Annotated in this window: 21 protein-coding genes; 6 read left to right on the top strand and 15 right to left on the bottom strand. The window is 61.8% G+C overall.

What is annotated here, in order from left to right; genetic code table 11:
* Positions 1–184: 184 nt before the first annotated feature.
* Positions 185–1,345: a dienelactone hydrolase family protein gene (locus tag KKO72_RS00755; protein WP_214934409.1), complete on the top strand. Its 1,161-nt coding sequence runs from the start codon at positions 185–187 to the stop codon at positions 1,343–1,345.
* Positions 1,346–1,407: 62 nt separating this feature from the next.
* Positions 1,408–2,178: a 23S rRNA (guanosine(2251)-2'-O)-methyltransferase RlmB gene (gene rlmB / locus KKO72_RS00750; protein WP_214934406.1), complete on the top strand. Its 771-nt coding sequence runs from the start codon at positions 1,408–1,410 to the stop codon at positions 2,176–2,178.
* A 73-nt stretch (positions 2,179–2,251) separates the two neighbouring features.
* On the opposite strand, the gene KKO72_RS00745 is transcribed toward rlmB, so the two are convergent.
* From KKO72_RS00745 to KKO72_RS00725, 5 genes are read right to left on the bottom strand one after another with little or no spacing between them, the layout of a single operon-like run.
* Positions 2,252–2,719: a CreA family protein gene (locus tag KKO72_RS00745; RefSeq protein WP_214934401.1), complete on the bottom strand. Its 468-nt coding sequence runs from the start codon at positions 2,717–2,719 to the stop codon at positions 2,252–2,254.
* A 44-nt stretch (positions 2,720–2,763) separates the two neighbouring features.
* Positions 2,764–6,000, bottom strand: a complete 3,237-nt coding sequence (locus KKO72_RS00740; RefSeq protein ID WP_214934398.1) for a PAS domain-containing hybrid sensor histidine kinase/response regulator — start codon at positions 5,998–6,000, stop codon at positions 2,764–2,766.
* 9 nt (positions 6,001–6,009) lie between these two features.
* A complete protein-coding gene (locus KKO72_RS00735; RefSeq protein ID WP_214934396.1) occupies positions 6,010–6,606 on the bottom strand; it encodes a chromate transporter in 597 nt (198 codons plus the stop codon).
* The gene (locus tag KKO72_RS00730; RefSeq protein WP_251140381.1) at positions 6,603–7,271 is read right to left on the bottom strand and encodes a chromate transporter; all 669 of its coding nucleotides are present in this window, start codon (positions 7,269–7,271) and stop codon (positions 6,603–6,605) included. The genes KKO72_RS00735 and KKO72_RS00730 overlap by 4 nt, the downstream gene beginning before the upstream one ends.
* A gap of 5 nt (positions 7,272–7,276) precedes the next feature.
* A complete protein-coding gene (locus KKO72_RS00725; protein ID WP_214934393.1) occupies positions 7,277–8,227 on the bottom strand; it encodes a triacylglycerol lipase in 951 nt (316 codons plus the stop codon).
* Between the two features lie 109 nt (positions 8,228–8,336).
* Here KKO72_RS00725 and KKO72_RS00720 point away from each other — a divergent pair, with 109 nt between their 5' ends.
* Complete coding sequence (locus KKO72_RS00720; RefSeq protein WP_214934390.1) at positions 8,337–8,915, top strand: MOSC domain-containing protein; 579 nt, start codon at positions 8,337–8,339, stop codon at positions 8,913–8,915.
* Between the two features lie 18 nt (positions 8,916–8,933).
* Here the strand turns inward: KKO72_RS00720 and KKO72_RS00715 are convergent, their stop codons facing one another.
* The 4 genes from KKO72_RS00715 to KKO72_RS00700 all read right to left on the bottom strand — a co-directional run bounded on the left by KKO72_RS00715 (position 8,934) and on the right by KKO72_RS00700 (position 13,250).
* Positions 8,934–10,100 (bottom strand): hypothetical protein, encoded by a 1,167-nt coding sequence (locus tag KKO72_RS00715; protein WP_214934387.1) that lies wholly within the window; start codon positions 10,098–10,100, stop codon positions 8,934–8,936.
* Between the two features lie 195 nt (positions 10,101–10,295).
* Positions 10,296–10,574, bottom strand: coding sequence for a hypothetical protein (locus tag KKO72_RS00710; RefSeq protein WP_214934384.1), 279 nt, complete (start codon positions 10,572–10,574; stop codon positions 10,296–10,298).
* Between the two features lie 56 nt (positions 10,575–10,630).
* Positions 10,631–11,536: an acyltransferase gene (locus KKO72_RS00705; RefSeq protein WP_214934381.1), complete on the bottom strand. Its 906-nt coding sequence runs from the start codon at positions 11,534–11,536 to the stop codon at positions 10,631–10,633.
* Positions 11,537–11,675: 139 nt separating this feature from the next.
* Positions 11,676–13,250, bottom strand: coding sequence for a methyl-accepting chemotaxis protein (locus KKO72_RS00700; RefSeq protein ID WP_214934378.1), 1,575 nt, complete (start codon positions 13,248–13,250; stop codon positions 11,676–11,678).
* Between the two features lie 317 nt (positions 13,251–13,567).
* On the opposite strand from KKO72_RS00700, the gene crcB reads away from it, so the two are divergent.
* From crcB to KKO72_RS00685, 3 genes are all read left to right on the top strand, one after another.
* Positions 13,568–13,945: a fluoride efflux transporter CrcB gene (gene crcB, locus KKO72_RS00695; RefSeq protein ID WP_371736797.1), complete on the top strand. Its 378-nt coding sequence runs from the start codon at positions 13,568–13,570 to the stop codon at positions 13,943–13,945.
* Positions 13,946–13,972: 27 nt separating this feature from the next.
* Complete coding sequence (locus KKO72_RS00690; RefSeq protein ID WP_214934373.1) at positions 13,973–14,296, top strand: DUF190 domain-containing protein; 324 nt, start codon at positions 13,973–13,975, stop codon at positions 14,294–14,296.
* Positions 14,297–14,425: 129 nt separating this feature from the next.
* Entirely contained in the window at positions 14,426–16,831 is a 2,406-nt protein-coding gene (locus KKO72_RS00685) for a YgiQ family radical SAM protein (protein WP_214934370.1), read from the top strand.
* A 36-nt stretch (positions 16,832–16,867) separates the two neighbouring features.
* Here KKO72_RS00685 and kdpE read toward each other — a convergent pair whose 3' ends face one another.
* From kdpE to KKO72_RS00655, 6 genes are all read right to left on the bottom strand, one after another.
* Positions 16,868–17,584 (bottom strand): two-component system response regulator KdpE, encoded by a 717-nt coding sequence (kdpE, locus tag KKO72_RS00680; protein WP_214934367.1) that lies wholly within the window; start codon positions 17,582–17,584, stop codon positions 16,868–16,870.
* A complete protein-coding gene (locus KKO72_RS00675) occupies positions 17,581–20,328 on the bottom strand; it encodes a DUF4118 domain-containing protein (protein ID WP_214934365.1) in 2,748 nt (915 codons plus the stop codon). Before KKO72_RS00675 ends, kdpE begins: the two co-directional genes overlap by 4 nt.
* Positions 20,312–20,902, bottom strand: coding sequence for a potassium-transporting ATPase subunit KdpC (kdpC, locus tag KKO72_RS00670; RefSeq protein WP_214934362.1), 591 nt, complete (start codon positions 20,900–20,902; stop codon positions 20,312–20,314). Before kdpC ends, KKO72_RS00675 begins: the two co-directional genes overlap by 17 nt.
* A 127-nt stretch (positions 20,903–21,029) precedes the next feature.
* The gene (gene kdpB, locus KKO72_RS00665; protein WP_214934359.1) at positions 21,030–23,087 is read right to left on the bottom strand and encodes a potassium-transporting ATPase subunit KdpB; all 2,058 of its coding nucleotides are present in this window, start codon (positions 23,085–23,087) and stop codon (positions 21,030–21,032) included.
* Positions 23,088–23,118: 31 nt separating this feature from the next.
* Positions 23,119–24,918 carry a potassium-transporting ATPase subunit KdpA gene (gene kdpA / locus KKO72_RS00660; protein WP_214934356.1) on the bottom strand — a complete coding sequence of 600 codons (1,800 nt, stop codon included), beginning with the start codon at positions 24,916–24,918 and terminating at the stop codon, positions 23,119–23,121.
* Entirely contained in the window at positions 24,918–25,016 is a 99-nt protein-coding gene (locus KKO72_RS00655) for a potassium-transporting ATPase subunit F (RefSeq protein WP_214934352.1), read from the bottom strand. Before KKO72_RS00655 ends, kdpA begins: the two co-directional genes overlap by 1 nt.
* Positions 25,017–25,065: the final 49 nt, after the last annotated feature.

Genomic DNA, 25,065 nt, shown 5'->3' with positions numbered 1-25,065 from the left:
ATGCTGCGAAGGTTGCCGTGGTGGGAATGGGTATGAAGGGGTGTCGATGTAGAGCTCACCACAGGACTGTAACGCCAGAACATGACCACTTGGGGGCAGGCGGCTAGGACAACACACGCCGCCCATGGGGTATGGTAGAGGCATGTTATCGGTCACAACCACAAAAGGAGACACGTTCGTGCCCATGCCTAAGCCTTCCATCCGTCGTTTTCTGCTCTGCAGTGTGCTGTCGATGGGGTTTGTTTCCCCCTCGTCGGCCGCAGATACCGACTTCCAGACCGTCGGCATCCAGAACAACATGCCGGCTTTTTTTGAGGCCATCAAGGCCAAGCTCGACTTCAAGCTGGCCTGGACCCCGCAGGTCAAGGACCTTGCCGCATGGCGCCAGGCCGGTCGCGACAAGATGTGGGAGCTCACCCTGCAGTCGCCCGACAAAACGCCGTTCAACGCTGTTGTGCTGGACGAACAGGATCGTGGCAGCTACCTGGCCCGCAAGATGGTCTTCAACATCACGGCAGAGAGCCGTGTTCAGGCCTTGCTGCTGGTGCCCAAAGGCAGCGGTCCTTTCCCTGCCGCGCTGATGCTGCATGACCACGGTTCGAAGTTCGACATTGGCAAGGAAAAATTGATCCAGACCTGGAACAACGATGCGCGCCTGGAATCCTCCAAGGCCTGGGCAATAAAGTTCTTCAGCGAGAGATTTCCCGGCGACGAGCTGGCCAAACGTGGTTATGTTGTCCTGGCGACCGATGCGCTGGGCTGGGGCGACCGCGCCGCACTGACCTTTGAGACCCAGCAGGCCGTGGCTGCCAACAGTTTCAACATCGGCACCTCGCTGGCTGGCATCATGGCGCTTGAAGACACACGCGCTGCCGAGTTCCTCGCCGCACAGCCGGGCGTTGACAAGAAAAAGGTCGCAGCCATCGGTTTCTCGATGGGCGCTTTCCGTGCCTGGCAAGCCGCCTCGTTGTCGGACGCCGTCACCGCCAGCATCGCCGTCAACTGGATGGCCACCACGCAGGGCCTGATGGTGCCGGGCAACAACCAGCTCAAAGGCTCATCGGCCTGGAACATGCTGCATCCGGGCATGCAACGCTACCTCGACTTCCCCGACGTTGCCAGCCTTGCCGCCCCCAAACCCGCGTTGTTCTTTGCGGGGGAGAAGGACGGGCTGTTCCCTGTCGACTCGGTCAACGCCTCCTTTGACAAGATGCGCAAGGTGTGGGGAGCCTGGAAGGCAGAGCGCAACTTCGACGCGCGTTTGCTGCCCGGAACACACGAGTTCCTCGCCAGCACGCAGGACGCTGCCTACGACTGGCTGGACCAGCAGTTCAACGGCAAGTAGGTCACCCCGGGTGGTGTGCCCAGGCGGCTAGCCAGCCGGTGTGTGCCAGCGATAATGGCGCCATGTCTACCCCCAAAGTTCTGTTCGGCTTCCATGCCGTGGGCGTGCGCCTGAAAACCGCGCCGCAATCCATCGTCGAAATCTATTTTGAGCCGACCCGGCGCGACGCCCGCATGCGCCAGTTCATCGACAAGGTCAATGAAGCCGGTGTGCGCCTGATCGAGGCCGACGGCATGCGCCTGGCCAAGCTGGCTGGCAGCCATGGCCACCAGGGTGTGGCCGCGCGTGTGCATGAGCTGGCGCAGGTGACTTCGCTCGACGAGTTGCTGGAGCAACTGGAAGCTGCGAACCTCGACAAACCCGTGGCCGAGCGTGAACAGCCGCTGATTTTGGTGCTCGATGGTGTCACCGACCCGCACAACCTGGGCGCCTGTCTGCGTGTGGCCGATGGTGCTGGTGTGCATGCGGTGATTGCGCCCAAGGACCACGCGGCCGGCATCAATGCCACCGTGGCCAAGGTGGCCAGCGGTGCGGCCGAAACCGTGCCGTATTTCATGGTGACCAATCTGGCGCGCACTTTGAACGAACTGAAAGAGCGCAACATCTGGATCATCGGCACCAGCGACGTGGCACCGCGCACCCTGTACCAGACCGATTTCAAAGGCCCGGTGGCGCTGGTGCTGGGCGCCGAAGGTGACGGCATGCGGGCGTTGACCGCCAAGACCTGCGATGAGCTGGTCAGCATCCCGATGCGTGGTGCGGTCGAGAGCCTGAACGTCTCGGTGGCCAGCGGCGTTTGCCTGTATGAGGCGCTGCGCCAGCGCTCAGCCTGAGCAGAACACTGTTTTATTGATAGCTACCAGCCCTTTCTGTATAAGGGCTAGCGGCCAATTTGCCTTGTAAAAATTATTTGACCGGGATCGGCTGGTTAGCTGGCACCGGCACCGCCGTCACGCTGTTTTTGGGGCTGCCGTCAATGATCTTGTCGGAGTACACCAGATACACCAGCGTGTTGCGCTTGACATCCACCATACGCACCACGCGCACGTGTTTGAAGAGGAAGGACGAGCGGGCGTTGAACACCTCGTCCTGTTTGTCCACTTTCTCCTTGAAGCTGATCGGACCGACCTGGCGGCAAGCCACAGCGGCGTCCGAGGTGTCCTCAGCCAAACCCAGGGCACCGGCGTAACCGCCGGTTTTGGCGTGCGACAAATAACACGACACACCGTCCACCACCGGGTCATCAAACACATCCACCACCACCTTGTCGTTGGGGCTGAGCAGCTTGAAGGTGGTGCTGACATCACCAATGGTTTCGGCGCTGGTCGCCAGTGTGGTGCAGCCAAGTAGGACCGATAAGAGTAATTTTTTCATAGCATACTGTCCTTGTATTGATTGGGCTTGAGGGTGATTTGGCATCAAACCTGGGGTTGGGGCAGGCTGGCGGGTGCGAGTGCCGGACCGACCCATTGTTCCAGCACACGGCGCAGCTGCTCGGGCTGGATCGGTTTGCTCATGTAATCGTCCATGCCAGCGGCCAGGCAGCGTTCGCGGTCACCCTGAATGGCATTGGCGGTCATCGCGATGATGGGCAGGCGAGGCAGCCCGTCGGCCTGCAAGCTGCGGATCGCTGCAGTGGCCTCAAAACCGTCCATCAACGGCATCTGGCAGTCCATCAGCACGGCGGCATAACGTGGGCCGCTGCCCGCCATAGACTGGGTCAGTGCCTGCACGGCCAGCTGGCCGTTGTCCACGATGTCGAGCGGGTAGCCCAGCTTGCTGAGTAGCAGCTTGGCCACACGCTGGTTGACCAGGTTGTCCTCGGCCAGCAGCAGGTGCGGGGGCGTGCTTGGGGTCTCTGTGGGTGGCTGGTCCAACTCAGAGGCTGCGTCCGTGCTGGGAATGAACAGCTGCGAGTCAACAAACTGCGGCAACTCGTGTGGGTTGACTGGGTCCAGCGTCAACAGCGGCAGGCTGAACCAGAAGGTCGCGCCCTGGCCGAGTTGGCTGTTGACACCAATCTCGCCGCCCATCAGTTCCACCAGGCGTTTGCAGATGGCCAGGCCCAGGCCGGTGCCGCCGTATTTGCGGGTGGTGGAGCTGTCGGCCTGGGTGAAAGATTGGAACAACCTGGCCTGGGTACTTGGGCTGATGCCGATGCCGGTGTCGGTGACCTCGATGCGCAGCTGCTGGGCGTCGTTGTTGTGGACCGGCCGGGCTGTCAGGGTCACGCTGCCAGACTCGGTGAACTTGATGCCGTTGCCCACCAGGTTGAGCACAATCTGGCGCAGCCGGGTCGGGTCACCCAGCAGCCGTGGCGGCAGGCCGGGGTCGATCTGGCAGGACAAGCTGAGGGACTTTTCCCGTGCCTTGATGCCGAGCATCTCCACAGAATTGGTCAACACCTGGCTCAGGTCGAAGCTGGTGAGTTCGATGTCGAGTTTGCCGGCCTCGATTTTCGAGAAGTCCAGGATGTCGTTGATGATGTCCATCAGCGCCTGGGCCGACTCACGCAACATGCCGGTGAAGTCGCGCTGCTCATCATCGAGCGGGGTGTCGAGCAGCAGCTCGGTCATGCCAACGATGCCGTTCATCGGGGTGCGGATCTCGTGGCTCATGGTGGAGAGGAACTCACTTTTGAGCCGGGAGTTTTCCAGCGCCTGGTCACGCGCCTCGCGCAGCGCGGCCTCGGCTTGCTTGCGCAGCCCGATGTCGGTCAACACACCGATGAAATGGCTGACCTGCGCCTGCTCATTGTGCACCGGTGACAGGTGTAACTCACCCACATAACTGGTGCCGTCCTGGCGCTGGTAGTTCACCTCCTGGGTCAGGCTCAGGCCCAGGTTGATGGCTTGGCGGATGGGTTCGAGCTCGGCTTCGGTGTTGTCCGGGCTGCGCAGAAAACTCAGGCGCCTGCCGATACATTGCTGTGCTGAATACCCGGTGATGCGGCAAAAACCCGCATTCACATACAGGATCAGCGGGCCTTCGGGGTGGGGCGTGGCATCCATGATGTGGATGCCCTGGTTGGTCTCGCCAATCGCCGACTCGATCAGCTTGAGCTGGGTGCGGGTATGGACCTCGTCGGAGATGTCGCGTTTGATCGCGACAAAGTGGGTGATCTGACCGTTGTCGGTGATGGGCGTCACCGTCATCTGTTCCGGGTAAAGCGCACCATTTTTGCGGCGGTTGCTCAGCTCACCCTCCCATGGTTTGCCGCTGAGCAGGGTCTGCCACATGTGGTTGTAGAAGGCTTCATCATGCATGCCGGAGCGCAGCATGCTGGTGGGTTGGCCGATGGCCTCAAGCGCGCTGTAGCCGGTGATCTGGGTGAAAGCCGGGTTGACGTAGTTGATCACCCCGGCGCGGTTGGCAATCACGATGGCATTGGCGGCCGCGTCCAGCGCGGCTTGCTGCAGCCGCAGCTGTGAGCGTGCCGCCAGCCGCTCGGTGATGTCCTGGAACGACAGCAGGGAGCCAGCCAGCTGGCCTTTGAGTTGCAGGGGTCTGGCGCCAAAAGACACCGGGATCACATGACCGTCACGGTGCACCAGGTGGTCTTCCCCGTGCAAGGTGTTGCCTTGTGTCAGCGCGGCGTACAGCGGGCACTCTGAGGCCGGGTAGGCTGAACCATCGGGCCGGGTGTGATGCAGTGCAGCATGGGCATTCTGGCCCAACAGGTCGGCCGCAGGCCAGCCCAGGAGACGAACGGCGGCGGCATTGACGTAGGTGATGTTGCCGTCCAGATCGGTGGTGTACACACCGTCGGCCAGGGTGTCCAGAATGGCCGCGTTCTGTGCGCGTTGCTCGTCGGTTTCCTTGCGGGCACGGTGGGTGTCTTTCAGCGCATGGGCCAGACGGCGCATGAACAGCAGCACCAGCGCGCCGCCCAGCACCACCACCAGGGCAATCAAGCTGGTTTCCATCTGCCGCAGTTGCTGGCTTTGCCGCACCAGATCGACCTGCAGGGTGCGCAGGCGCAGGTCACCCTCTTTGAGCAGCTGGTTGGCACCGACGTTGATGCGCTCGAACTGCGGGGAAATCTGTTTGAGTTCAGCCGCCAGCACTTTTTCGGTGCCCAGAAATTCGGCGGAGCGACCGGCGTTTAACGCCAGCCAGCGCATCGACAGCAGCGGTAGCAGTGCATTGGTGCGTTCGCGGATCTGGTTGATCTGCGGCCGCAAGCTGGCCAGCGCCTCGGTCATCGGCTGGCTGCCGGGCTCAGGCTGGAACGTGGTCTGGTGCGTCATTTCACCCGGCATATCGAGGGCCAAACGCTGGGTGCGGCCGCCGTTTTGCAGCACATCCAGGTTGTGCAACAGCTCGTCCAGATGCTGGTCGATGTGGTTGAGGGTGTCGGCCACACCCGCTTCATCGGGTGTGATGGCGAGCCGGTAAAACTCTTTCTCGACCTGGCTGCTGCTGCGCACAATCTCCTCACCCACCATCAGGCGTGCCCGCTCGTTGTCACCCCGCTCACGGATCTGCGTTTCCAGGTGGTCAAAATAAGCGCGCAGCCCAAACACCAGCAGCAGGCACAGCAGCGTGATGCCCACCAGCCAGCGGGTGGAGGTGTTGATCGGTGATGCTGCCCCGGCCCCAGGCGGCTGCGCCTGGGTTGCTAGATACTTTGACGAAGAGCGCGGCTGGGTCATGGCCGGATGTTAGACCAGGCCCCACCAGCCCAGCAGGGCACCTGCACCCAGCAGCCACAACAAATGCAGTTTGGTGCGCCAGACCAACAACGCACAGCTGGCGGACAGCAGCCACAGCGGCCAATGGTCTGGCGTGTTGCCCGGATTCAGGGCCAGGATCGCGCCAGTGGCCAGCAGCAGCCCCACCACCACCGGCGCCATGCCTTGTTTGAAGGCCCGTACCGCGCGCAGATCGCGGTTGTGGTGGGCCCAGCGCGAGGCCATCAGCGTGAGTGTGGTGCTGGGCAGCAGCACTCCCAGCATGGCCAGTGCCATGCCTGCCAGACCATAGGCCCAGGCCAGCTGGCTGCCCGCTGCTGCACCACTGGCGTTGAGCCCTACGTTCCAGCCCAGCAGCGCCACAAACAACACGTTCGGGCCGGGCGCGGCCTGCGCCAACGCCACCGAGGCGTTGAACTGGCTGTCGAGCAACCAATGCTGATCGTTCACCAACATGCGGTGCATGTCGGGCAGGGTGCTGACCGCACCACCAATGGCCAGCAGCGAGAGCGACAAAAAATGGGTCAGCAGCAGCAACCAGTCGGCCGCCGTCATGGTGATGATCATGGTGCATCTCCCGTGTGGGCTGGCTGTGAGCCCGAGTCCGGGTCCGGTTCAGCTTGGGCTGGGCGGGGTCGGGCCAGCAACCGGTATGCCCACAGCGCACCCAGGCCTCCCAGCAGCAGAAGCACCCAGATCAGGCGCATCCGCAGCACCGCAATGGCTACAAAAGTAAGAGCTATTACCCCCCATTGCATAAGAGCTGGAAGCACATTTGTCTTCAAAGACGGCAGCAGCTTCAGGCCCACGGCGGCAATCATGCCTGCAGCCACCGCACTCATGCCACGCAGCGCTCCTTGCACCTGGGGCAGGTCTGAGACACCGGCAAACACCACCGCCACCACCAGCACCATCAGCAGCGGAAAACACAGCAGCCCGGCCAGGGCTGTCAGCCCGCCGCGCCAGCCAAAATACCGATCCCCCAGCATCAGCGACAGATTGACCACATTGGCACCTGGCAGCACCTGCGCCACCGCCCATTCCTCGACAAATTCCTCGCGGCTCAGCCAGCGCCGTTTGTCCACCAGTTCACGCTGCACCACCGCCAGCACACCGCCAAAACCCTGCAGCGACAGCCAGGTGAAGGCCCAGAACAGCTGGCTCAGGGACAGCGGGCGCGAGCGACCCAGCAGGGCGAGGTCGCCGTCCTTCATGTCCGAATAGTTGGTCATGCCCCTCACGCTGTCACTCCCTCGAGCGCCTGCTTGCTCAGCTGCTTGCAGGTCCAGTTGATCACATGTGGGTGGCGGCACATTTCCAGGTGACCGATGCCGCTGAACTCGGTGACTGCCACGCCGGGCAGCACCTGCGCGGCTTGTGGAAAACAGATGTTGTCGTTGAGGTTCAAGGCAATGTGCATCAGGGCGTGTTGCGCAGCTCCCTCGCTGGTTTGCAAGGCCTGAATCCAGGGGCTGTGCCAGTGCATCTGCACGCCGTTGGGGGTGGCCACCGGCTGCGGGATACGTGTGCCCTGGTGGGGTGTGCCCAGTGTGAGGATGCGCGCCACACGGCCCAGCTGCGCCGTGTTCTGGGTGCGCAGCCAGGCCCGGATGGCCAGCCCGCCCATGCTGTGGCCCACCAACGCCACCTGCGGCGCACCGGTCTCGGCCTGCAGATGCTGGACCGCAGCCTCAATCACCGCTGCGTAGCCATCGATGGAACCAAACAGCGGCTCCAGGTCCACAGCCAGCACCGTATGCCCGGCCTGGCGCAAGGCCAGCGTCATGTCATCCCAGACGCGGTGGTTACACAGGTAACCATGCACCAGCACCACGGGCACGGCGCCAGCGCCTAGTTCGCCAGGGGGCGTGGCCAACGGCATCTGCACCCCGTTGGGGCGGCGTGGCCAGGGTTGGCGCAGCATGAAAACCAGCACTGCCGAGATGTATTCGGCCCACAACACCCGCCACCACAGTGCCGCTGGCCCCCCTGTACGCGACTGGATGAGGGAGGACAGGATCACCAAAAACTGTAGCAGCAACGGGAGGCACAGCATGGTCAAGGGCAGCCAAATCAGGGACAAGGCGCCACCGCTTTGCTGGGTTGCCTCGATGGCCAGCCAGCTGCCCAGCACGGCACCACACAGCAGTTGAAACAGGTAAATCGCACGCAGGAGGAGAGCTAGCATGGTCGGGCAAGGGGGTGGGATGGGTCACAATTGTCGGCGATTGAACCGCCGCAGCATGGGCCCGCCATCATGGCGGGCTCCACACCTCTTTTTTACATCCAGCCTCAACATGCCCCAAGTCATCAGCCTCCAGACCGGCAGCGCCCGGCGCGTCTTGATCAACGGCCGAACCGTGATGACGGCGATCCACAAACAACCCGTGGCGGGCCCGCTGCCGGTGTTGCCATTGGGTGTATCGGGCGATGAGCAGGCCGACTTGTCGGTGCACGGCGGGCTGGACAAGGCGGTGTATGCCTACCCGTCAGAGCATTACCCGCTGTGGCAGGCCGCGCGCCAGGCGGCGGGGCTCACCGGGATTGATGAGACTTTGCCGTGGGGCAGCATGGGTGAAAACCTGACGCTCTCAGGTCTGCTGGAGTCTGATGTGTGGGTCGGTGATCTGCTGTTGTTTGCCAACTGTGTGCTGCGTGTGACCAAACCACGCGAGCCCTGTTACAAGTTCAATGCGGCCATGGGCTTCAACACCGCCGCCAAAACCATGGCGCAAAACGGGTGCTGCGGTTTTTATCTGGCGGTGCAAGAGCCGGGCAGCCTGCAGGCGGGCGACAGCTTTGAGCTGGTGCCTGGGCCCCGAAGCATGGGTATTCCCGAGAGTTTCAGGGCCAAGATGTTCAAGCATCAGCGCTGAACTGTGACTGCTGGCGCGTCAGGGCTTGGCCACCTGGACTTTGCCGACATAGTTGCCCTTGCAAGCGGTGCCTTTGCAGTCGGTGCTGAGCATCTGCGTGATGAGTGGGCCAGCGTAGTTGCGCGCGCCAAAGTGGCCGACACCGCCTAGATCTCGCGGGACCAGTTGTTTGATGTCCTGGTCGACCGAGTCGACCCATGAGGGTGTGGGGGACGCAGGATCGGCACCCAGATTGAGCTGTGCCCGCACATTGCTTGACGCCTCAAACAAAGGGCCGCTTGTGCATTTCACGGGCGCCGCAAAGGGTGGCAGTGTCAGCGGGCAGTGGATGTCGTCCTGTGGGCCAGCGCTGATGGTGTAGAAGCTGACGTCGGGGTGTCGCTGTGGTGCGTGTCGCAGGCTGTGCTCACCCTGGACCGCCGTCCAGCGGTTGCGGCCACCCCACCAAGGAAAATCTGGGTAGAAACCAAACTCGTAAAAAGCACCGGCCTGGCCGCTGCGCTCGGCCTGGCAGGTTGATGCGGCGTAAATACCCCAGATGCAGGAGTTCAAGCCGTGGATGCCGCCAGCAATGTTGATGAAACGGCGAACCGACGCCCAGGCCTTGTCGTTTTTGCCGTTCTCTGGGTCGGAGTGGTAATCCAGTGCCGCCAGACTCATCGACACACCGAGCGAGTGGCCCACGATGTCGACTTTTGTGCTGCCCGAGTAGGCTTTCACGGACTCAATGAACAGCCAGATCACCTCATATTTGCTGGGTTGATGGAAGTTGCTGGCGGTGTGGCTGAACTCCTGTTCTTGTTTGGCAGGGTCAAGGTAAGTGACGCCAAATACCTCGCAGTCGTTGTAACCATGCGCCTTGAGTTCCTGGTAGACCGAGGGCCGCTGCGACTTGCCCGCGCGCTCCGGTGCGGGCGAGGCCCAGCCGATGGCGCTGTCGCCATTGCCGTGCACCAGCACCACCGGCGTGTGGGAGATGTGGCCCTTGCAATTGTCAGCCCCGCCAAAACCACCAAATGGCGCCTGGGGCACAAAACCACCGGCGAACTGCGCTGGCTGGCGCAAGGCATTGATGCATTTTGGAAAGTTGAAGCCGCCGCATTCCAGCGCAAGTGCATTGCCGACGCTGAACAGGCTGATCAGGGCCAGACAGGGGGAGAAGGTTTGCAAGACACGTTGTCGCATGTTGCCCTCCGGTACAGGATTGGTGATCCACTTCGGCGAAGGCCAGTTGGGGCGCTGCCCCTAAGGGCTGCTGCCGTGGCCTCCAGTCTTCATGATAAATCTGCTGTTTGGGCGTGGAGGTGAAAACGCTGCTTGCTGTCAGGGTCGGCTCACCAGGTGTGTGTTGCGTGCCACAGGTGAGTGGCCAGGGCAGGCTTAGGGGCGACGGGTTGCCCGGTACCGGCGATAAAAATCTGCACCGTGGGCCAAGCCAGCCAGAGCCAGACACAGCAGTACCGGCCCACTGAGGGACTGCGGCTGCGACACCCGATACGCCAGCATCAGCAGAAAACCGGGCACCAGACCCAAGCCCAGGTCCAGCCACGGCAAGCCACGGCCACTGCGCTGGTGAATCAGTCCGAGCACAACAAACTCCACGACCGTGAAGACGAGGATGAAGTCCAGAAAATGGGGTGACAAGGCAAGGTCGTTCATGCGCGGGAACCTGATTGCTACATTAACAGCAGCACATTGTGCAGGCGTTTTCTGGGCTAGAGCGTGTTTTTGTTCGCATTGATGCGGGAGATCAGCGCGTCTTTGTCGGCCCAGAGCTGGTTGACCCACTGCTGAACGGTCTCGCGCAGCGCCTGCTCGTGGCTTTGCCCCGGTGCGGGGGTGGCCTCAGGCACAGGCAGGGTACGCGCCTGCACCACCACCCGGCTCACTCGCCCCATCAGGAACTGGGTGAACGTTGGGCGGCCCTGTGGGTAGACAATGGTGATGTCGAGAACCGCGCCAAATTTTTCACCCATGGCGTCCAGTGCCAGAGTGACACCACCTGCTTTGGGCTTGAGCAGGTGTTGGTAGGGTGATTTCTGGCGCTGTTGTTTGGCCGGTGTGAAACGGGTACCTTCCAGGAAATTCATGACGCTGGTGGGGACCAGTGCGTATTTTTCGCAGGCCTTGCGGGTGGTGGCCGCGTCCTTGCCACGGGCTTCGGGGTGCTGTTTTAAATAGGCCTCGCTGTGACGGCGCATGAACGGAAACTCCAGCGCCCACCAGGCCAGGCCCATGATCGGGACCCAGATCAGCTCTTTTTTGAGGAAAAACTTGAGCAGCGGGATGCGCCGGTTCAGCACATGCTGCAGCACCAGAATATCGACCCAGCTCTGGTGGTTGCAAACCACCAGGTACCACTGGCGCGGGCTCAGGTCCTGGATGCCGCTGACCTGCCAGTCGAGTTTTTGCGTCAGACGCATCCAGGCGCTGTTGCCCGCAATCCAGGCCTCGGCAATACGCAGCAACAGCGGGTCAATCAGCAGCCGTACCGCCTTGAAGGGCAGCAGCAGTTTGATGACGGACGCGCCCAGCAAAATCGGAACCCACAACAGGATGTTGAGCAGCATCAGGATGCTGGCCAAGATACCGATCAGCGGGGCAGGTAAAAAGTGGAACATGTTGCCATCCTGGACGGCTGACGCCAGCGTTGGCGTCAGGATGTCCTTGTCAGGAGATTCTCAAGCTGTCAGACCTCTTGGTAAGCCTGCTTCGTCAGCACGACGAGCAGGCTGCATAGCGCGCAACCCAGTCTTACTCTCAGTAGGCAATCCTGGGAACGTCCAAGCTGCTGGCATGCGTCATGGGGGGCAGCTTGTATTTCTCAACCAGAGCCAGCAGGCGGGTGGCCTGCTCAGTGAGTGAAATCGCTGCAGCGCTGGCCTCTTCGGCCATGGCAGCGTTCTGCTGAGCCAGATCCTCCAGCCCTTGCATGGCTTCACGGGTTTCGGTGATGGTTTGCAGCTGGGTGGCCGCATCGTGGTGGATCACGCCCATCATTTGAGACACTTGGCCGATGGATTCACTGATCTTGTGGGTGGAATCACCGGCGATGACCACCTGTTGTGAGCCTTGTTCCACTTTGGCCTGAGAGTCCTGGATCAAAGCCCGGATGTCTTTGGCGGCCACCGCACTGCGGCTGGCGAGTTGGCGCACTTCGGTGGCGACCACCGCAAAACCGCGTCCTTGTTCCCCCGCGCGCGCAGCCTCTACCGCCGCATTGAGCGCCAAGATGTTGGTTTGGAACGAGACGCCGTCGATCAGGCCGATGATCTCGGCGATTTGACGCGAGGCGGCATTCACACTGGCCATGATGGCAACCGCCCCTGAGACCACCTGTTCACCTTGTGCCGCATCGTTGCGGGCCGAGTCGGCAAGCCGGTTGGCGTTGCGGGCAGATTCTGTGGTCTGTTCGACCGAGCTCACCAAGGTCCGCATGGCATGGGCGGCACGCTGCAAATTGCTGGCGGTGTCTTCAGTGCGTGAACCCAGCTGTGTGCTGCCCTGGGAGATCTCATTGGCGCCTTGCATGATGGAGCGCGAGCTTTGCACAACGTCATAGGCCAGCTCACCCTGCTTCACACGCAAATCTTCCAACGCCATCAGCAACTGCCCGATTTCGTCGCGACGCACTGAGAGCACGGGCTCAGACAAGTCGTGGTCGGCCATGCGTCTGGCAGCTTGCACCGCCTGTTCCACACCTTGTGTGACGTTATGGGTGATCCACCAGCCCAGGCTGGCAGCGAGCACGAGCGCAATGGCCGCGCCCGTCAGCAAAATCAGATGGGTGGAGGTACTGAGCCCTGCAGAACTCTGGGCGGTCAAGAGGCTTTGCTCTTCGTCCCAGGCGGTCAACCGCTCGGAGCTGACTTTCCATTCCTCCAGCAGGGCAGTCCACTTGGGCAAGTCCGAAATGAACATCAGACGGATGTTAAAACCCACAGCATCCTGGCCACGGTCCCCGCCCTCCTGGGTTGCTTGCTTCACCAATTCCTGCATGGCAGCGCTGCGCTTTTCAACGTCATCAAGCAATGCAATGCCTGCGGGGTCGGAGATCATGGCGCGCGCCTTGGTTGCGCTGTCACTGAAGTTTTTTTGGATGCCGGCCAGCTGGGCGAGTCCTTTGGCGTTGGCATTCTCCATGGAGGTGCCAATCATGCGCAGGCTTGTGCCGAAATTGCTGACACTGCGCTCAATACCCCTGACCGCCTGGCTGCGTTGTGCACCTGTGCCAGCTGCAGCATCCAGTGCACTGCCCATGGTCTGGACACGCTGCATGGCAATACCTGTCAGAAACAGCAGGATCAGCAGGATCAGCCCGAAGGCCAGCATCATGCGGTGTGATAAACGTAAAGAACCAAAGGAGTTTGTATTTGTCGTTGACATCGAAATTTTGCCTATCCTGGACCATACAACGTGCGTTGCTGGTATGTAAATCTCATGATCCAACCTCTTCGCGGGTGTGATGATCCCTTGGTAGAAATGTAACTCAACCGTGTCATGTGTCGATCAATGTGCTGAGCCAGACGTCACCACGTTTTGTTGCGGATTGGTGTCACACACCTATCTACCATACCAGAACTGGGCGCATCGATGCAAGGCTTGACCGCAGGTAAGATGGGCGGCTTTTGGGGGCTCATGGGGTGGCTGTGTTGATGACGTCAATTCTTCCGATCAGTCTGGGCGCGGCATTCGGCGCGGTGCTGCGCTGGCTGATCAGCACCCGGCTCAACAGCCTGTGGCCGTCCTTGCCACCGGGTACCCTGGTGGCCAACTTGGTGGGGGGGTATCTGATTGGGGTGGCCCTGTCCTACTTTGCGCTGCACACCGAGCTCTCACCACAATGGCGATTGCTGGTGATCACCGGTTTTCTGGGCGGGCTGACGACGTTTTCGACCTTTTCCGCCGAGGTGGTGACACAGTTGCAGCAGGGCAACCTGTTCTGGGCTTTTGCCACGATCAGCACCCATGTACTGGGTTCACTGGCCATGACGTTCCTTGGCATGGCCACGGTGGCGGCGCTGTCCTGAAGCCTGCCATCTACCGGGGAATTTCTGATGAACGGTTACCAAGTCACATTCTTCACCCAGCAGGACCGCCGCAACCACGGCTTGCCGCTGGCCGACTGGCTGATCAAGGCGGCGCGTGATCTGGGCATTGCCGGTGGCACCGTGCTGGCTGCGTCGGAAGGACTGGGTCATGACCGGCGCCTGCATTCAGCCCATTTTTTTGAACTGGCTGACCAACCGGTCGAGGTCACGTTTGCCCTGTCTGAGCTTGAGGTCAGCGCGCTGTTTGCGTTGTTGGCGCAGGAAAATGTCCGCCTGTTTTACACCAAGGTGCCGGTGGAATACGGCGTGATCGGCACCGCCAGCCGCTGACCGGCCAGCGGGTTTCCGCCACCTTGTCGCGGTCGTGCGCCTAGCGCGCCTTGGGTCTCAGGCCCTGATGGCCGTGTTGACAAGCCCAAAACCTTACACTCGGGCGCTTCCCAATCCCCTGAAGTGTGCATGAACGCCCCTGTCGACGTGTCTTTTTTTCCGCGTGCCGCCAAGCCGCTGACCAGTTACCGCAAGTTCTGGGCGGCACGTTTTGGTACGGCCCCGCATTTGCCGATGAGCCGCGCCGAGATGGACAAACTGGGCTGGGACAGCTGCGACATCGTGCTGGTGACGGGTGACGCGTATGTGGACCACCCGAGTTTTGGCATGGCGGTGATTGGTCGCATGTTGGAGGCGCAAGGGTTTCGCGTTGGCATCATCGCCCAGCCGGATTGGCAAAGTGCAGAACCGTTCCGGGCCTTGGGCAAACCCAACCTGTTCTGGGGCGTGACCGCGGGCAACATGGACAGCATGATCAACCGCTACACGGCGGACCGCAAGATCCGCACCGACGACGCCTACACCCCCGGTGACGTGGGTGGCAAGCGCCCGGACCGCGCGGCCATTGTCTACAGCCAGCGCTGCCGCGAGGCGTTCAAGGACGTGCCGATCATTCTGGGCGGCATTGAAGGCAGCCTGCGGCGCATCGCGCACTATGATTATTGGAGCGACAAGGTCCGGCGCAGCATCGTGGTGGACGCCAAATGTGATCTGCTGCTGTACGGCAACGCCGAACGCGCTTTGGTCGAGGTGGCGCACCGCCTGGCGGCACGTGAACCCATCGAAAAAATCACCGATGTGCGCGGCACCGCCTTTGTGCGCCGACCCGATGACGACAGCCGCCTGGGCTGGTTCGAGATCAACTCCACCAGCGTGGATGAGCCCGGTCGCATCGAGTCCCACATCAACCCGTACCAGACCACCAGCGAACAGGCTGCAGGGCAGGGCAGCAGCTGCGCCAAGGAAGACGGGCAAGGTGTTACAGATTCAGTAGCTGCCGGCCCTGAAGATACAAGGGCTGAAGGTCAGTTTTCCTCAAACAGTCCAGTGGCCACCGCTGCCGCCCAGCCGCTGACCTTTTACGTCAACCCCGCGCTGCCCAGCGGCAAGCTCAAACTGCCTCCGCGTGACCGATCCGTGATCCGGCTGCCCAGCTACGAGCAGGTCAAGGCCGACCCGGTGCTGTACGCCCACGCTAACCGCGTGCTGCATTTGGAAACCAACCCCGGCAACGCCCGCGCTCTGGTGCAGGCGCATGGTGAAGGTGCCACGGCGCGCGACGTTTGGATCAACCCGCCGCCGATTCCGCTCACCACGGCCGAGATGGACTATGTGTTTGACCTGCCGTACGCGCGGGCACCACACCCGAGTTATGCGGACGAGAACGGCAGCCATGACGGCGCCACCAAGATCCCGGCCTGGGAGATGATCCGCTTTTCCGTCAACATCATGCGCGGCTGTTTTGGCGGCTGCACCTTTTGCTCGATCACCGAGCACGAAGGCCGCATCATCCAGAGCCGCTCGGAAGACTCGATCATCAAAGAGATCGAAGACATCCGTGACAAGGTCAAAGGGTTCACCGGCACCATCTCCGACCTGGGTGGCCCCACGGCCAACATGTACCGGCTGGGCTGCAAAAGCCCCGAGATCGAAGCCGCCTGCCGCAAACCCAGTTGTGTATATCCGGGCGTCTGCCAGAACCTCGGCACCGACCACCATCCGCTGGTGCAGATTTACCGCCGTGGCCGTGCGCTCAAGGGCATCAAAAAAATCCTGATTGGCTCGGGCGTGCGCTACGACCTGGCGGTCTTGAGCCCCGAGTACGTCAAAGAACTGGTGCAGCACCATGTCGGTGGTTACCTGAAAATCGCGCCCGAACACACCGAGCAAGGCCCACTGTCGAAGATGATGAAGCCGGGCATTGGCACCTACGACAAGTTCAAGACGCTGTTTGACAAATTCACCGCCGAGGCAGGCAAAAAGCAGTTCCTGATCCCGTACTTCATCGCTGCCCACCCCGGCACCACCGATGAAGACATGATGAACTTGGCGATCTGGCTCAAAAAACACGGTTTCCGCGCCGACCAGGTGCAAACCTTCTACCCTAGCCCGATGGCCACCGCCACCACGATGTACCACACCGGGCGCAACCCGCTGCGGGGTGTGCGCCGTGAGGTGCAAAGTGACGACGACACCGTCGACGTGGTGCGTGGTGAAAAACGCAGGCGTCTACATAAGGCCTTCCTACGCTATCACGATGCGAGCAACTGGCCCTTATTGCGCGAGGCTTTGAAGGCCATGGGACGTTCAGATCTGATTGGCAACGGCAAACACCACCTGATCCCGACCTGGCAGCCGCTGGGGGACGATGGTTACCAGAGTGCCCGCAAAAAGAACTCGACACCGTCGGGCGCCAAACCTCAGAGCGCCGTTGCTGCCAAACCGGTCAAAGGCCGGATGCTGACCCAGCACACCGGTCTGCCGCCACGCGATACCGGCACCAGCCGCGCCAAACCGTCGCGTCGCCCGCGCTGATCGCTCGGCGGGTGGGACGGTGCTGAACGCTGCGTCTTAAGCCTCACAGAGCAAGCGGTAACCCACCCCGGTTTCGGTCAGTAAATGTTGGGGCTGGGCCGGGTCGGCTTCGAGCTTTTGCCGCAGATGGCCCATGTAAATGCGCAGGTAGTGGCTCTGCTCGGCATGGGACGGGCCCCACACGTCGCGCAGCAGCTGTTTGTGGGTGATCACGCGCCCGACATTGGCAATCAGCACGGTGAGCAGGCGGTATTCGAGGGGTGTCAGATGCACCTCCACCCCGGCGCGGCGCACCACCCGCTCCACCCGGTTCACCTCCACCTCACCAAACACAAACACCGGGCTGGCCGAGGTGTCGGTGTCACCAGGTGCTTCGGCTGACACGGTCCTGGGTCGGCGCAGGTTGGCACGCACCCGCGCCATCAGTTCCCCCAGACCAAAGGGTTTGGTCAAGTAATCGTCGGCACCGGCGTCCAGCGCAGCAATTTTGTCGGCCTCGTTGCTGCGGGCTGACAGCACAATGATCGGCACATGGGTCCAGCCGCGCACATCGCGGATCAGGTCCAGGCCGTCGCCATCGGGCAGGCCCAGGTCGACGATCAGCAGATCCGGCTTGCGTGTGCCGGCATCGGCCAGCCCCCGCCGGGCGGTGTCGGCCTCAAACACTTGCCAGCCTTCGGCCTCCAGCGCGGCACGCACAAAACGGCGGATCTGGATTTCGTCTTCGATCAGGATGACGACGGGCTGGGTCATGACACTTCGGGTGGTGAGTTTCTGGGCAGGCTGAAGCTGAAGATGGCACCGGCGTCAGCCGCTTGCGCCGCGCTGATCTTGCCGCGATGGGCGTCGATGATAGCTTTGCAGATCGCCAGCCCCAGGCCCACCCCGCGGGTGGACGACTCATGGTGGCCGCGTGTGAATTTGGCAAACAGCTCATCTTCCCGGCCTTTCACGTGGTGCGGCAGGCCCGGGCCAAAATCACGCACACTGACCACCAGCGTGTTGGGTGTGACGCTGGCGCTGATGTGTATGGCGGGTTTGGCTGGCGGGGAACGCACACCGTATTTGGCGGCGTTTTCCAGTAGGTTGACCAACACACGTTCGATCAGGTGGGCATCAAAGGCCACCAGGGGCAGGTCCAACGGCAACTCGGTGCGCACCTGCAGCTCCCCCAGCGCATGACGGGCTGAGCGGATGGCGCTGCCCACAATTTCCTCCACCGACTGCCAGTCTTTGCGTAACTCGACCTGGCCACTCTCCAGGCGGGCCATCTCCAGCATGTTGGTGACCAGGGAACTCAGTTCGCGTGCTTCTTCACCGATGCTCTGGGCTGAACTGCGCTGCTCGGGTGTCAAGGGGGTCGAGGTCGCCAACACCTCGGCTTGCCCGACCAGGGCGGTCAAGGGGGTGCGGATGTCGTGCGACATGGCCGCCAGCAAGGTGTTGCGCAGCCGCTCCGACTCCATCTGCACCACGGCCGCCTGGGCCACCTCCACATAATGCACCCGCTCCAGCGCGATGGCGATCTGGCGGGCCATCGTCTCCAGCTGCTGGATCTGTTCGGGAATCAGCAACCAACGGGGTTTGGGCACCCGCACGGCCAGCACACCGCGCGTGCGCATGGGGGCCAGCAAGGGCACAAAATGCCAGGGACTGCCAGGCAAGGTGGCGGTGGCGGCACCGGCGCGCTGCCCATGGCGAAAGGCCCAGTCAGCCACGCTGGTGTCCAGCGTCTCGGGCAAATCGGCAGCTACATCCAGCTGGTCGTTGGCGTCCGGCAACAACACCCGCACCTCCCCACCAAATACACGGCGCACCAGACTCTCGGCACTCTCCACCACTTGGGAGGTGAGCAAAGCGCCAGACAAATCACGCGTTAACTCAAACAGCGCCTGGGCACGTTGTTCACGGCTGGCCGCCACCTGCGCGGCAAAACGCAGGTTGGCGGTCAAACGGCCAATCAGCAGGCCCACCACCAGCATCACGAGGAAGGTCATCAGGTACTGGATGTCGGTCACCGCAAACGAGAAACGCGGCTGCACAAAAAAGAAATCAAACACCGCCACCGACAACACCGCCGCCAGCATCGACGGCCCCCGGCCCAGCTTGACCGCTACCAGCACCACACAGAGCAGGAACAACATGACGATGTTGGCCAGGTCAAACAAACGCGCCAAGGGCAAGGCCAACAAGGTGGTGAGCAGACACATGCCCGCCGCCCAGGCATAACGTGGCGCACTCTGTGCCCAGCTGCTGTCGGGTGCATCGTCCTGCGCGGGGCGTGGCAAGGCCGGTGGCAATTTGCGCACACTCTCTGCGGCTCCGACCTCGATCAGATCGATGCCCGGGGCCAGGTTGGCCAACTGACGCGCCAATGTTGGGCGCCATGTCCTGCGCAGGTGCTGCCAGAGCGAGCTGCTGGGTCGACCCAGCACCAGGGTGGCGCAGTTCAAACCCTGTGCATGGGCCATCAAAGCCTGGGCCTCGTCCTCACCGGTCAGGACGGCGGTGCTGGCACCGAGTTCCTCGGCCAGTTTGAGCACGGTCAACACCCGATCACGCTCGGGCGCCGGGCGCCGTTGCAAGGCCGGGGTTTCCACATAGGCAGCAAACCAGCGCACATTGAGCTGGCCCGCCAAACGGGCAGCGCTGCGCACCGCGTGTTCGGCACCCGCTTGTGGCCCAACACACACCAGCATCGCACCTGAAGTGTTCCAGGCCGGTGTGCCGCTGGTCTGGCTGCTGAGGGTTTTCTGGGTGTGGCGTGTGCGGTAGGTGCGCACATCGTCACCCACGTGTTCGGCGGTGCGGCGCAGGGCGATTTCGCGCAAGGCGATCAAATTGCCTTTGCGAAAGAAGTTCTGGCTGGCCCGCTGCGCTTGCTGGGGAATGTAAACCTTGCCAGCCTTCAATCTGGCCAGCAATTCCTCGGCGGTGACATCCACCAGCACCAGTTCATCGGCGTCATCCAGCACGGTGTCGGGCACCGTCTCGTTGACCCGCACGCCGGTGATGGCCCCCACGGTGCCGTTCAGGCTCTCCAGATGTTGCACATTGAGTGCACTCCAGACGTTGATACCTGCATCCAGCAGCTCCTGCACATCCTGCCAGCGTTTCGGGTGCCGCGAGCCGGGGGCATTGCTGTGCGCCAGCTCGTCCACCAGCAAGATGTCAGGCTTGGCGGCCAGAGCAGCATCCAGGTCCAATTCCAGCAGCACTTGACCCCGGTAGGGCAGCTTGCGCAAGGGCAACAGCTTCAGATCGGTCAACAAGGCCATGGTTTCCTGACGGCCATGGGTTTCCACCACACCCACCAAGACCTTGTGCCCGGCCTGCTGCGCCTGGCGCGCCGCACCGAGCAAAGCATAGGTCTTGCCCACCCCGGCGCTGGCGCCAAAGTAGATGCGCAATGTGCCGCGCTTGACCGTCTGCTCCTCCTCGCGCAGCTGCGCCAACAGCGCATCGGGGTCGGGTCTGGTGTCAGTTGAGAGGGGCATGTCCAGAGTGTGCATCAAGCGCGACATTCAGTTGCAGGACGTTGACCACTGGTTCACCCAGCAGGCCCAGCAGCGGGCGCTGTGTGGCCTGGTCGATCAGGCCCTGCACCACTTGGGTGGGCAGTTGTCGCGCCTTGGCAACACGGTCCAGTTGGTACTGTGCGGCGGCTGGACTGATGTGGGGGTCCAGCCCACTGGCAGATGCGGTGACCAGGTCCACCGGAACCGCTGCTGTGTTGGTGGGGTCAGCCGCACGCAGCGCCGCCACCCGGGCTTTGACAGCGTCCACCAGGGCCGGGTTCATTGGCCCCAGGTTGGAACCACCCGAGGCAGCGGCATTGTTGGCCATGGGGCTGGTGGCAGACGGGCGGCCCCAGAAATAGGCTGGGGTGGTGAAGTGCTGCCCGATCAGCGTTGAACCCACGACCTGGCCGTCACGCAGGATGAGGCTGCCGTGGGCCTGGGCCGGAAACAGGTTTTTGGCCAAACCGGTGACCAGCAAGGGGTAGGCGATACCTGTCAAAAGAGAGAGCGCAACAAACAGCACCAAAGCGGGTCTGAGTATGTTTTTCATGGATGTTCCTGTGAATTGTGTCTTGGCAGGGCAGGGTGGCTGAATCTGTGAACAAATTGGCATCTAGCCCTTATATATAAAGGACAGATAGCTATTCTTTGAATAGTGTTAAATCGGTGGCGAAGAACTAGGCCATGTGCAGGCCCACCAATAACATGTCAATGAGTTTGATGCCAACAAAAGGCACCACCAAGCCACCCAAGCCGTAGATCGCCATGTTGCGACGCAGCAGCGCCGCCGCACCCACCGGGCGGTAAGCCACCCCTTTGAGGGCCAGCGGGATCAGAAACATGATGATCAAGGCGTTAAAAATCACCGCTGACAAAATGGCCGAATTCGGGCTGCCCAGCTGCATCACATTGAGTGCGCCAAGCTGCGGGTAGGTCGACACAAAAATCGCCGGGATGATGGCAAAGTACTTGGCCACGTCGTTGGCAATCGAGAAGGTGGTGAGTGAGCCGCGTGTCATCAGCAAGGCCTTGCCGGTCTCCACAATCTCCAGCAGCTTGGTCGGGTTGGAGTCCAGGTCCACCATGTTGCCGGCTTCCTTGGCCGCTTGCGTGCCGCTGTTCATGGCCACCGCCACATCGGCTTGAGCCAGCGCCGGGGCGTCGTTGGTGCCGTCACCGGTCATCGCCACCAGGCGACCTTCGGCTTGGTATTGGCGAATCAGCTTGAGTTTGTCTTCCGGCGTGGCTTCGGCCAGAAAGTCGTCAACACCGGCCTCAGCCGCAATGGCTGCCGCCGTGAGTTTGTTGTCGCCGGTGATCATCACGGTGGTGATGCCCATGCGGCGCAACTCGCCAAAACGCTCCTTGATGCCACTTTTGACAATGTCTTTGAGTTCCACAATGCCCAGCACCTGCTGGCCATCAGCCACCGCCAGCGGTGTGCTGCCGCGCCGTGACACCTCGTCCGAGGCGCGTAACACTTCGGCAGGCACCCTGCCGCCCAGGGATTCCACATGTTTGCGAATGGCATCCACCGCCCCTTTGCGCAGCTGGCGTGTGCTGCCGTCGGGTTGTTTGGCATCCATGCCGCTCATGCGGGTTTGCGCAGTGAACGGCACTTCCAGCACCTCACCGGTCAAAGGCTCGCTGGCGCCCAGACGCTGGGCCAGCACCACAATGCTGCGCCCCTCGGGGGTTTCGTCGGCCATGGACGACTGCGTCGCACAGTTGGCCAGTTGCACCTCAGACACGCCTGGTGCGGGCAGAAAGCTGGAGGCTTGGCGGTTGCCATGGGTGATGGTGCCGGTTTTGTCCAGCAACAGCACATCCACATCCCCGGCAGCCTCGACCGCCCGGCCAGAGGTGGCGATCACATTGGCCTGCATCATGCGGCTCATGCCTGCCACGCCCACGGCGGACAACAGGCCACCAATCGTGGTCGGGATCAGGCACACCAGCAAAGCGATCAACGCGGTGATGCTGACCACCGTGCCAGAGCCCACTGCACCCACACTGAAGATGGAGAACGGCAGCAGCGTGACGGTGACCACCAGAAACACGATCGTCAGCGCCACCAGCAAAATGGTGAGGGCAATTTCATTGGGTGTTTTCTGGCGCTTGGCGCCTTCGACCATGCTGATCATGCGATCCAGGAACGACTCGCCCGGGTTGACGGTGATACGCACCACCAACCAGTCTGACAGCACCCGGGTACCGCCGGTGACCGAGCCAAAATCGCCACCCGACTCCCGCACCACCGGTGCCGATTCACCGGTGATGGCACTCTCATCCACCGTGGCGACACCTTGGACCACTTCGCCGTCCAGCGGGATCATCTCGCCGGTGTCGACCAGCACCACGTCACCTTTGCGCAGGTTTTCCGCTTGCTCAGGCAGCCAGGTCGAACCGTGTGCCGGTTCCTTCAGCTTCTTGGCCCAGGTGCTGGTTTTGAGGCCACGCAGGGAGGCGGCTTGCGCCTTGCTGCGGCCTTCGGCCAGGCTTTCGGCAAAGTTGGCAAATAACACGGTGAACCACAACCAGGCCGAAATGGCCAGGATAAAGCCCGCGCCTTGTTCTGCCTGCAGCCCTAACAGGGTGGTCACGATGCTGCCCAGGTAAACCACAAACATCACCGGGTTGCGCCACTGCACACGCGGGCTGAGCTTGGTGAAAGAGGCCAGAACCGCAGGCTTGAGCAAAGCTGCATCCCACAAGTTCAGAGTTGTTGTTTTCATAAAAATGACTCGCAATTTGGGTAGATGGGTTTCATGCCGCTGGCCACAACATCAGGTGCTCAACCACCGGCCCCAGCGCCAGTGCGGGCACGTAGTTCAACAACCCCACCAGCAACACCGTGCCGATCAGCAGGAAGACAAACAGCGGGCCGTGGGTTGGCATCGTGCCCGCTGTCACCGGCAGCCGCTTTTTGGCCGCCAGCGCGCCGGCTATCGCCAGCACCGGCACGATCACACCAAATCGGCCCAGCCACATGGCAATGCCAAGCAGCGTGTTATAGAACGGTGTGTTGGCGGACAGGCCGGCAAACGCGCTGCCGTTGTTGTTGGCCGCCGAGCTCAGGGCGTACAACACTTCTGAAAAACCATGCGGACCCGGATTGGCAATGCCCGCCGTGCCAGCGCCTGCCATGAGTGCAATGGCGGTACCTGCCAGCACCAGGATCGGTGTCACCAGGATCGTGATCGAGGTGAGTTTCATCTCATGCACCTCGATTTTTTTGCCCAGGTATTCGGGGGTGCGCCCAATCATCAGGCCCGCGATGAACACCGCCAGGATGGCAAACACCAGCATGCCGTAGAGCCCGCTACCCACCCCGCCAAACACCACCTCACCGAGCTGCATCAGCACCATCGGCACCATCCCGCCCAGTGGGGTGAACGAATCGTGCATGGCATTTACCGCTCCACAGGAGGCGGCCGTGGTGATGACGGCAAACAGGGTGGAGGCATTGATGCCAAAACGGGTTTCCTTGCCTTCCATGTTGCCACCGGCCTGCAACAGGCTACTGGTTTGGTCCACGCCCAAGGTCGACAGCAGCGGGTTACCTGCCTGCTCGGCCGGTGTGATGGCGATCACCGCCACCACAAACAGCACCGTCATCGCCGCGAGAACAGCCCAGCCTTGGCGACGGTCACCCACCTCTCGTCCGAACGCAAAACACAGCGCGGCCGGAATCAGGAAAATGGCCAGCATTTCCAGCAGGTTGCTCAGGCCCGTCGGGTTTTCATACGGGTGGGCCGAGTTGGCGTTGAAGAAGCCCCCGCCATTGGTGCCCAGCATCTTGATGGCTTCCTGCGAGGCGACTGGCCCCATGGCCAGGGTTTGGGTGGTGGTTTGGGCGTCTTCCATCACCGGCTGGCCCTTGTCATCCTTCAGGGCTTGGCCGTCCGTGCCCAGCTTGGCTTGCTGGAAGGTGTTGACCTCAAGCGTGGTGACATCCTTGTAAGTGTCAAAGTTCTGCACCACACCCTGGCTCACCAGAGCCAGAGCCAACACCAGCGACACTGGCAACAACACCCAGGCCGTGATGCGGGTGATATCCACCCAGAAGTTGCCAATCACCCCGGTGGCGCGGGCAGCAAAGCCCCTGATCAGTGCAAACACCACGGCAATGCCGGTGGCGGCAGACAAGAAGTTCTGCACCGCCAAGGCCAGCATCTGGGTCAGGTAACTCATCGTGGACTCACCACCATAACCTTGCCAGTTGGTGTTGGTGACAAAACTGATGGCGGTATTGAAAGCCGAGTCCGGCGACACGGCCGTCATGCCCGCTGGATTCAGTGGCAACAAAGCTTGTCCGCGCTGCAACAGGTAGACGGCCAACACACCGAATGCATTAAATACCAACACAGCCAGGGCGTATTGCGCCCAACCCATGCTGCGATCAGCCTCGGTGCCAGCCCAGCGGTACAGCGGCGCCTCGACCCGGTGCATCCAGTTGGGCAACTGGCCAGAAGCGATACGCGCTAGCCAGACACCTAAAGGCCAAGCCGCAGCCAGCAACACCCCAAGAAAAAGAGCCAACAGGCCCCAGGCAGATGGGCCCATCAAAACTCCTCAGCGCACAGCAGCGCGTAAACCAGATACACCAGCAGCAAAGCCACACACAAGCCTGCCGCGCCATAGAGGGTGGGCAGGCTGATCATGCTGGCTGCCCCTTGCCAGCCTGACCCAGGCGCTCAAAACCTTTAACGA

The sequence above is a fragment of the Rhodoferax sp. U11-2br genome, assembly GCF_018619435.1.
In the GTDB taxonomy this organism is placed as follows: Bacteria; Pseudomonadota; Gammaproteobacteria; order Burkholderiales; family Burkholderiaceae_C; genus Rhodoferax.
This window is presented reverse-complemented; position numbering and strand designations above follow the sequence as displayed.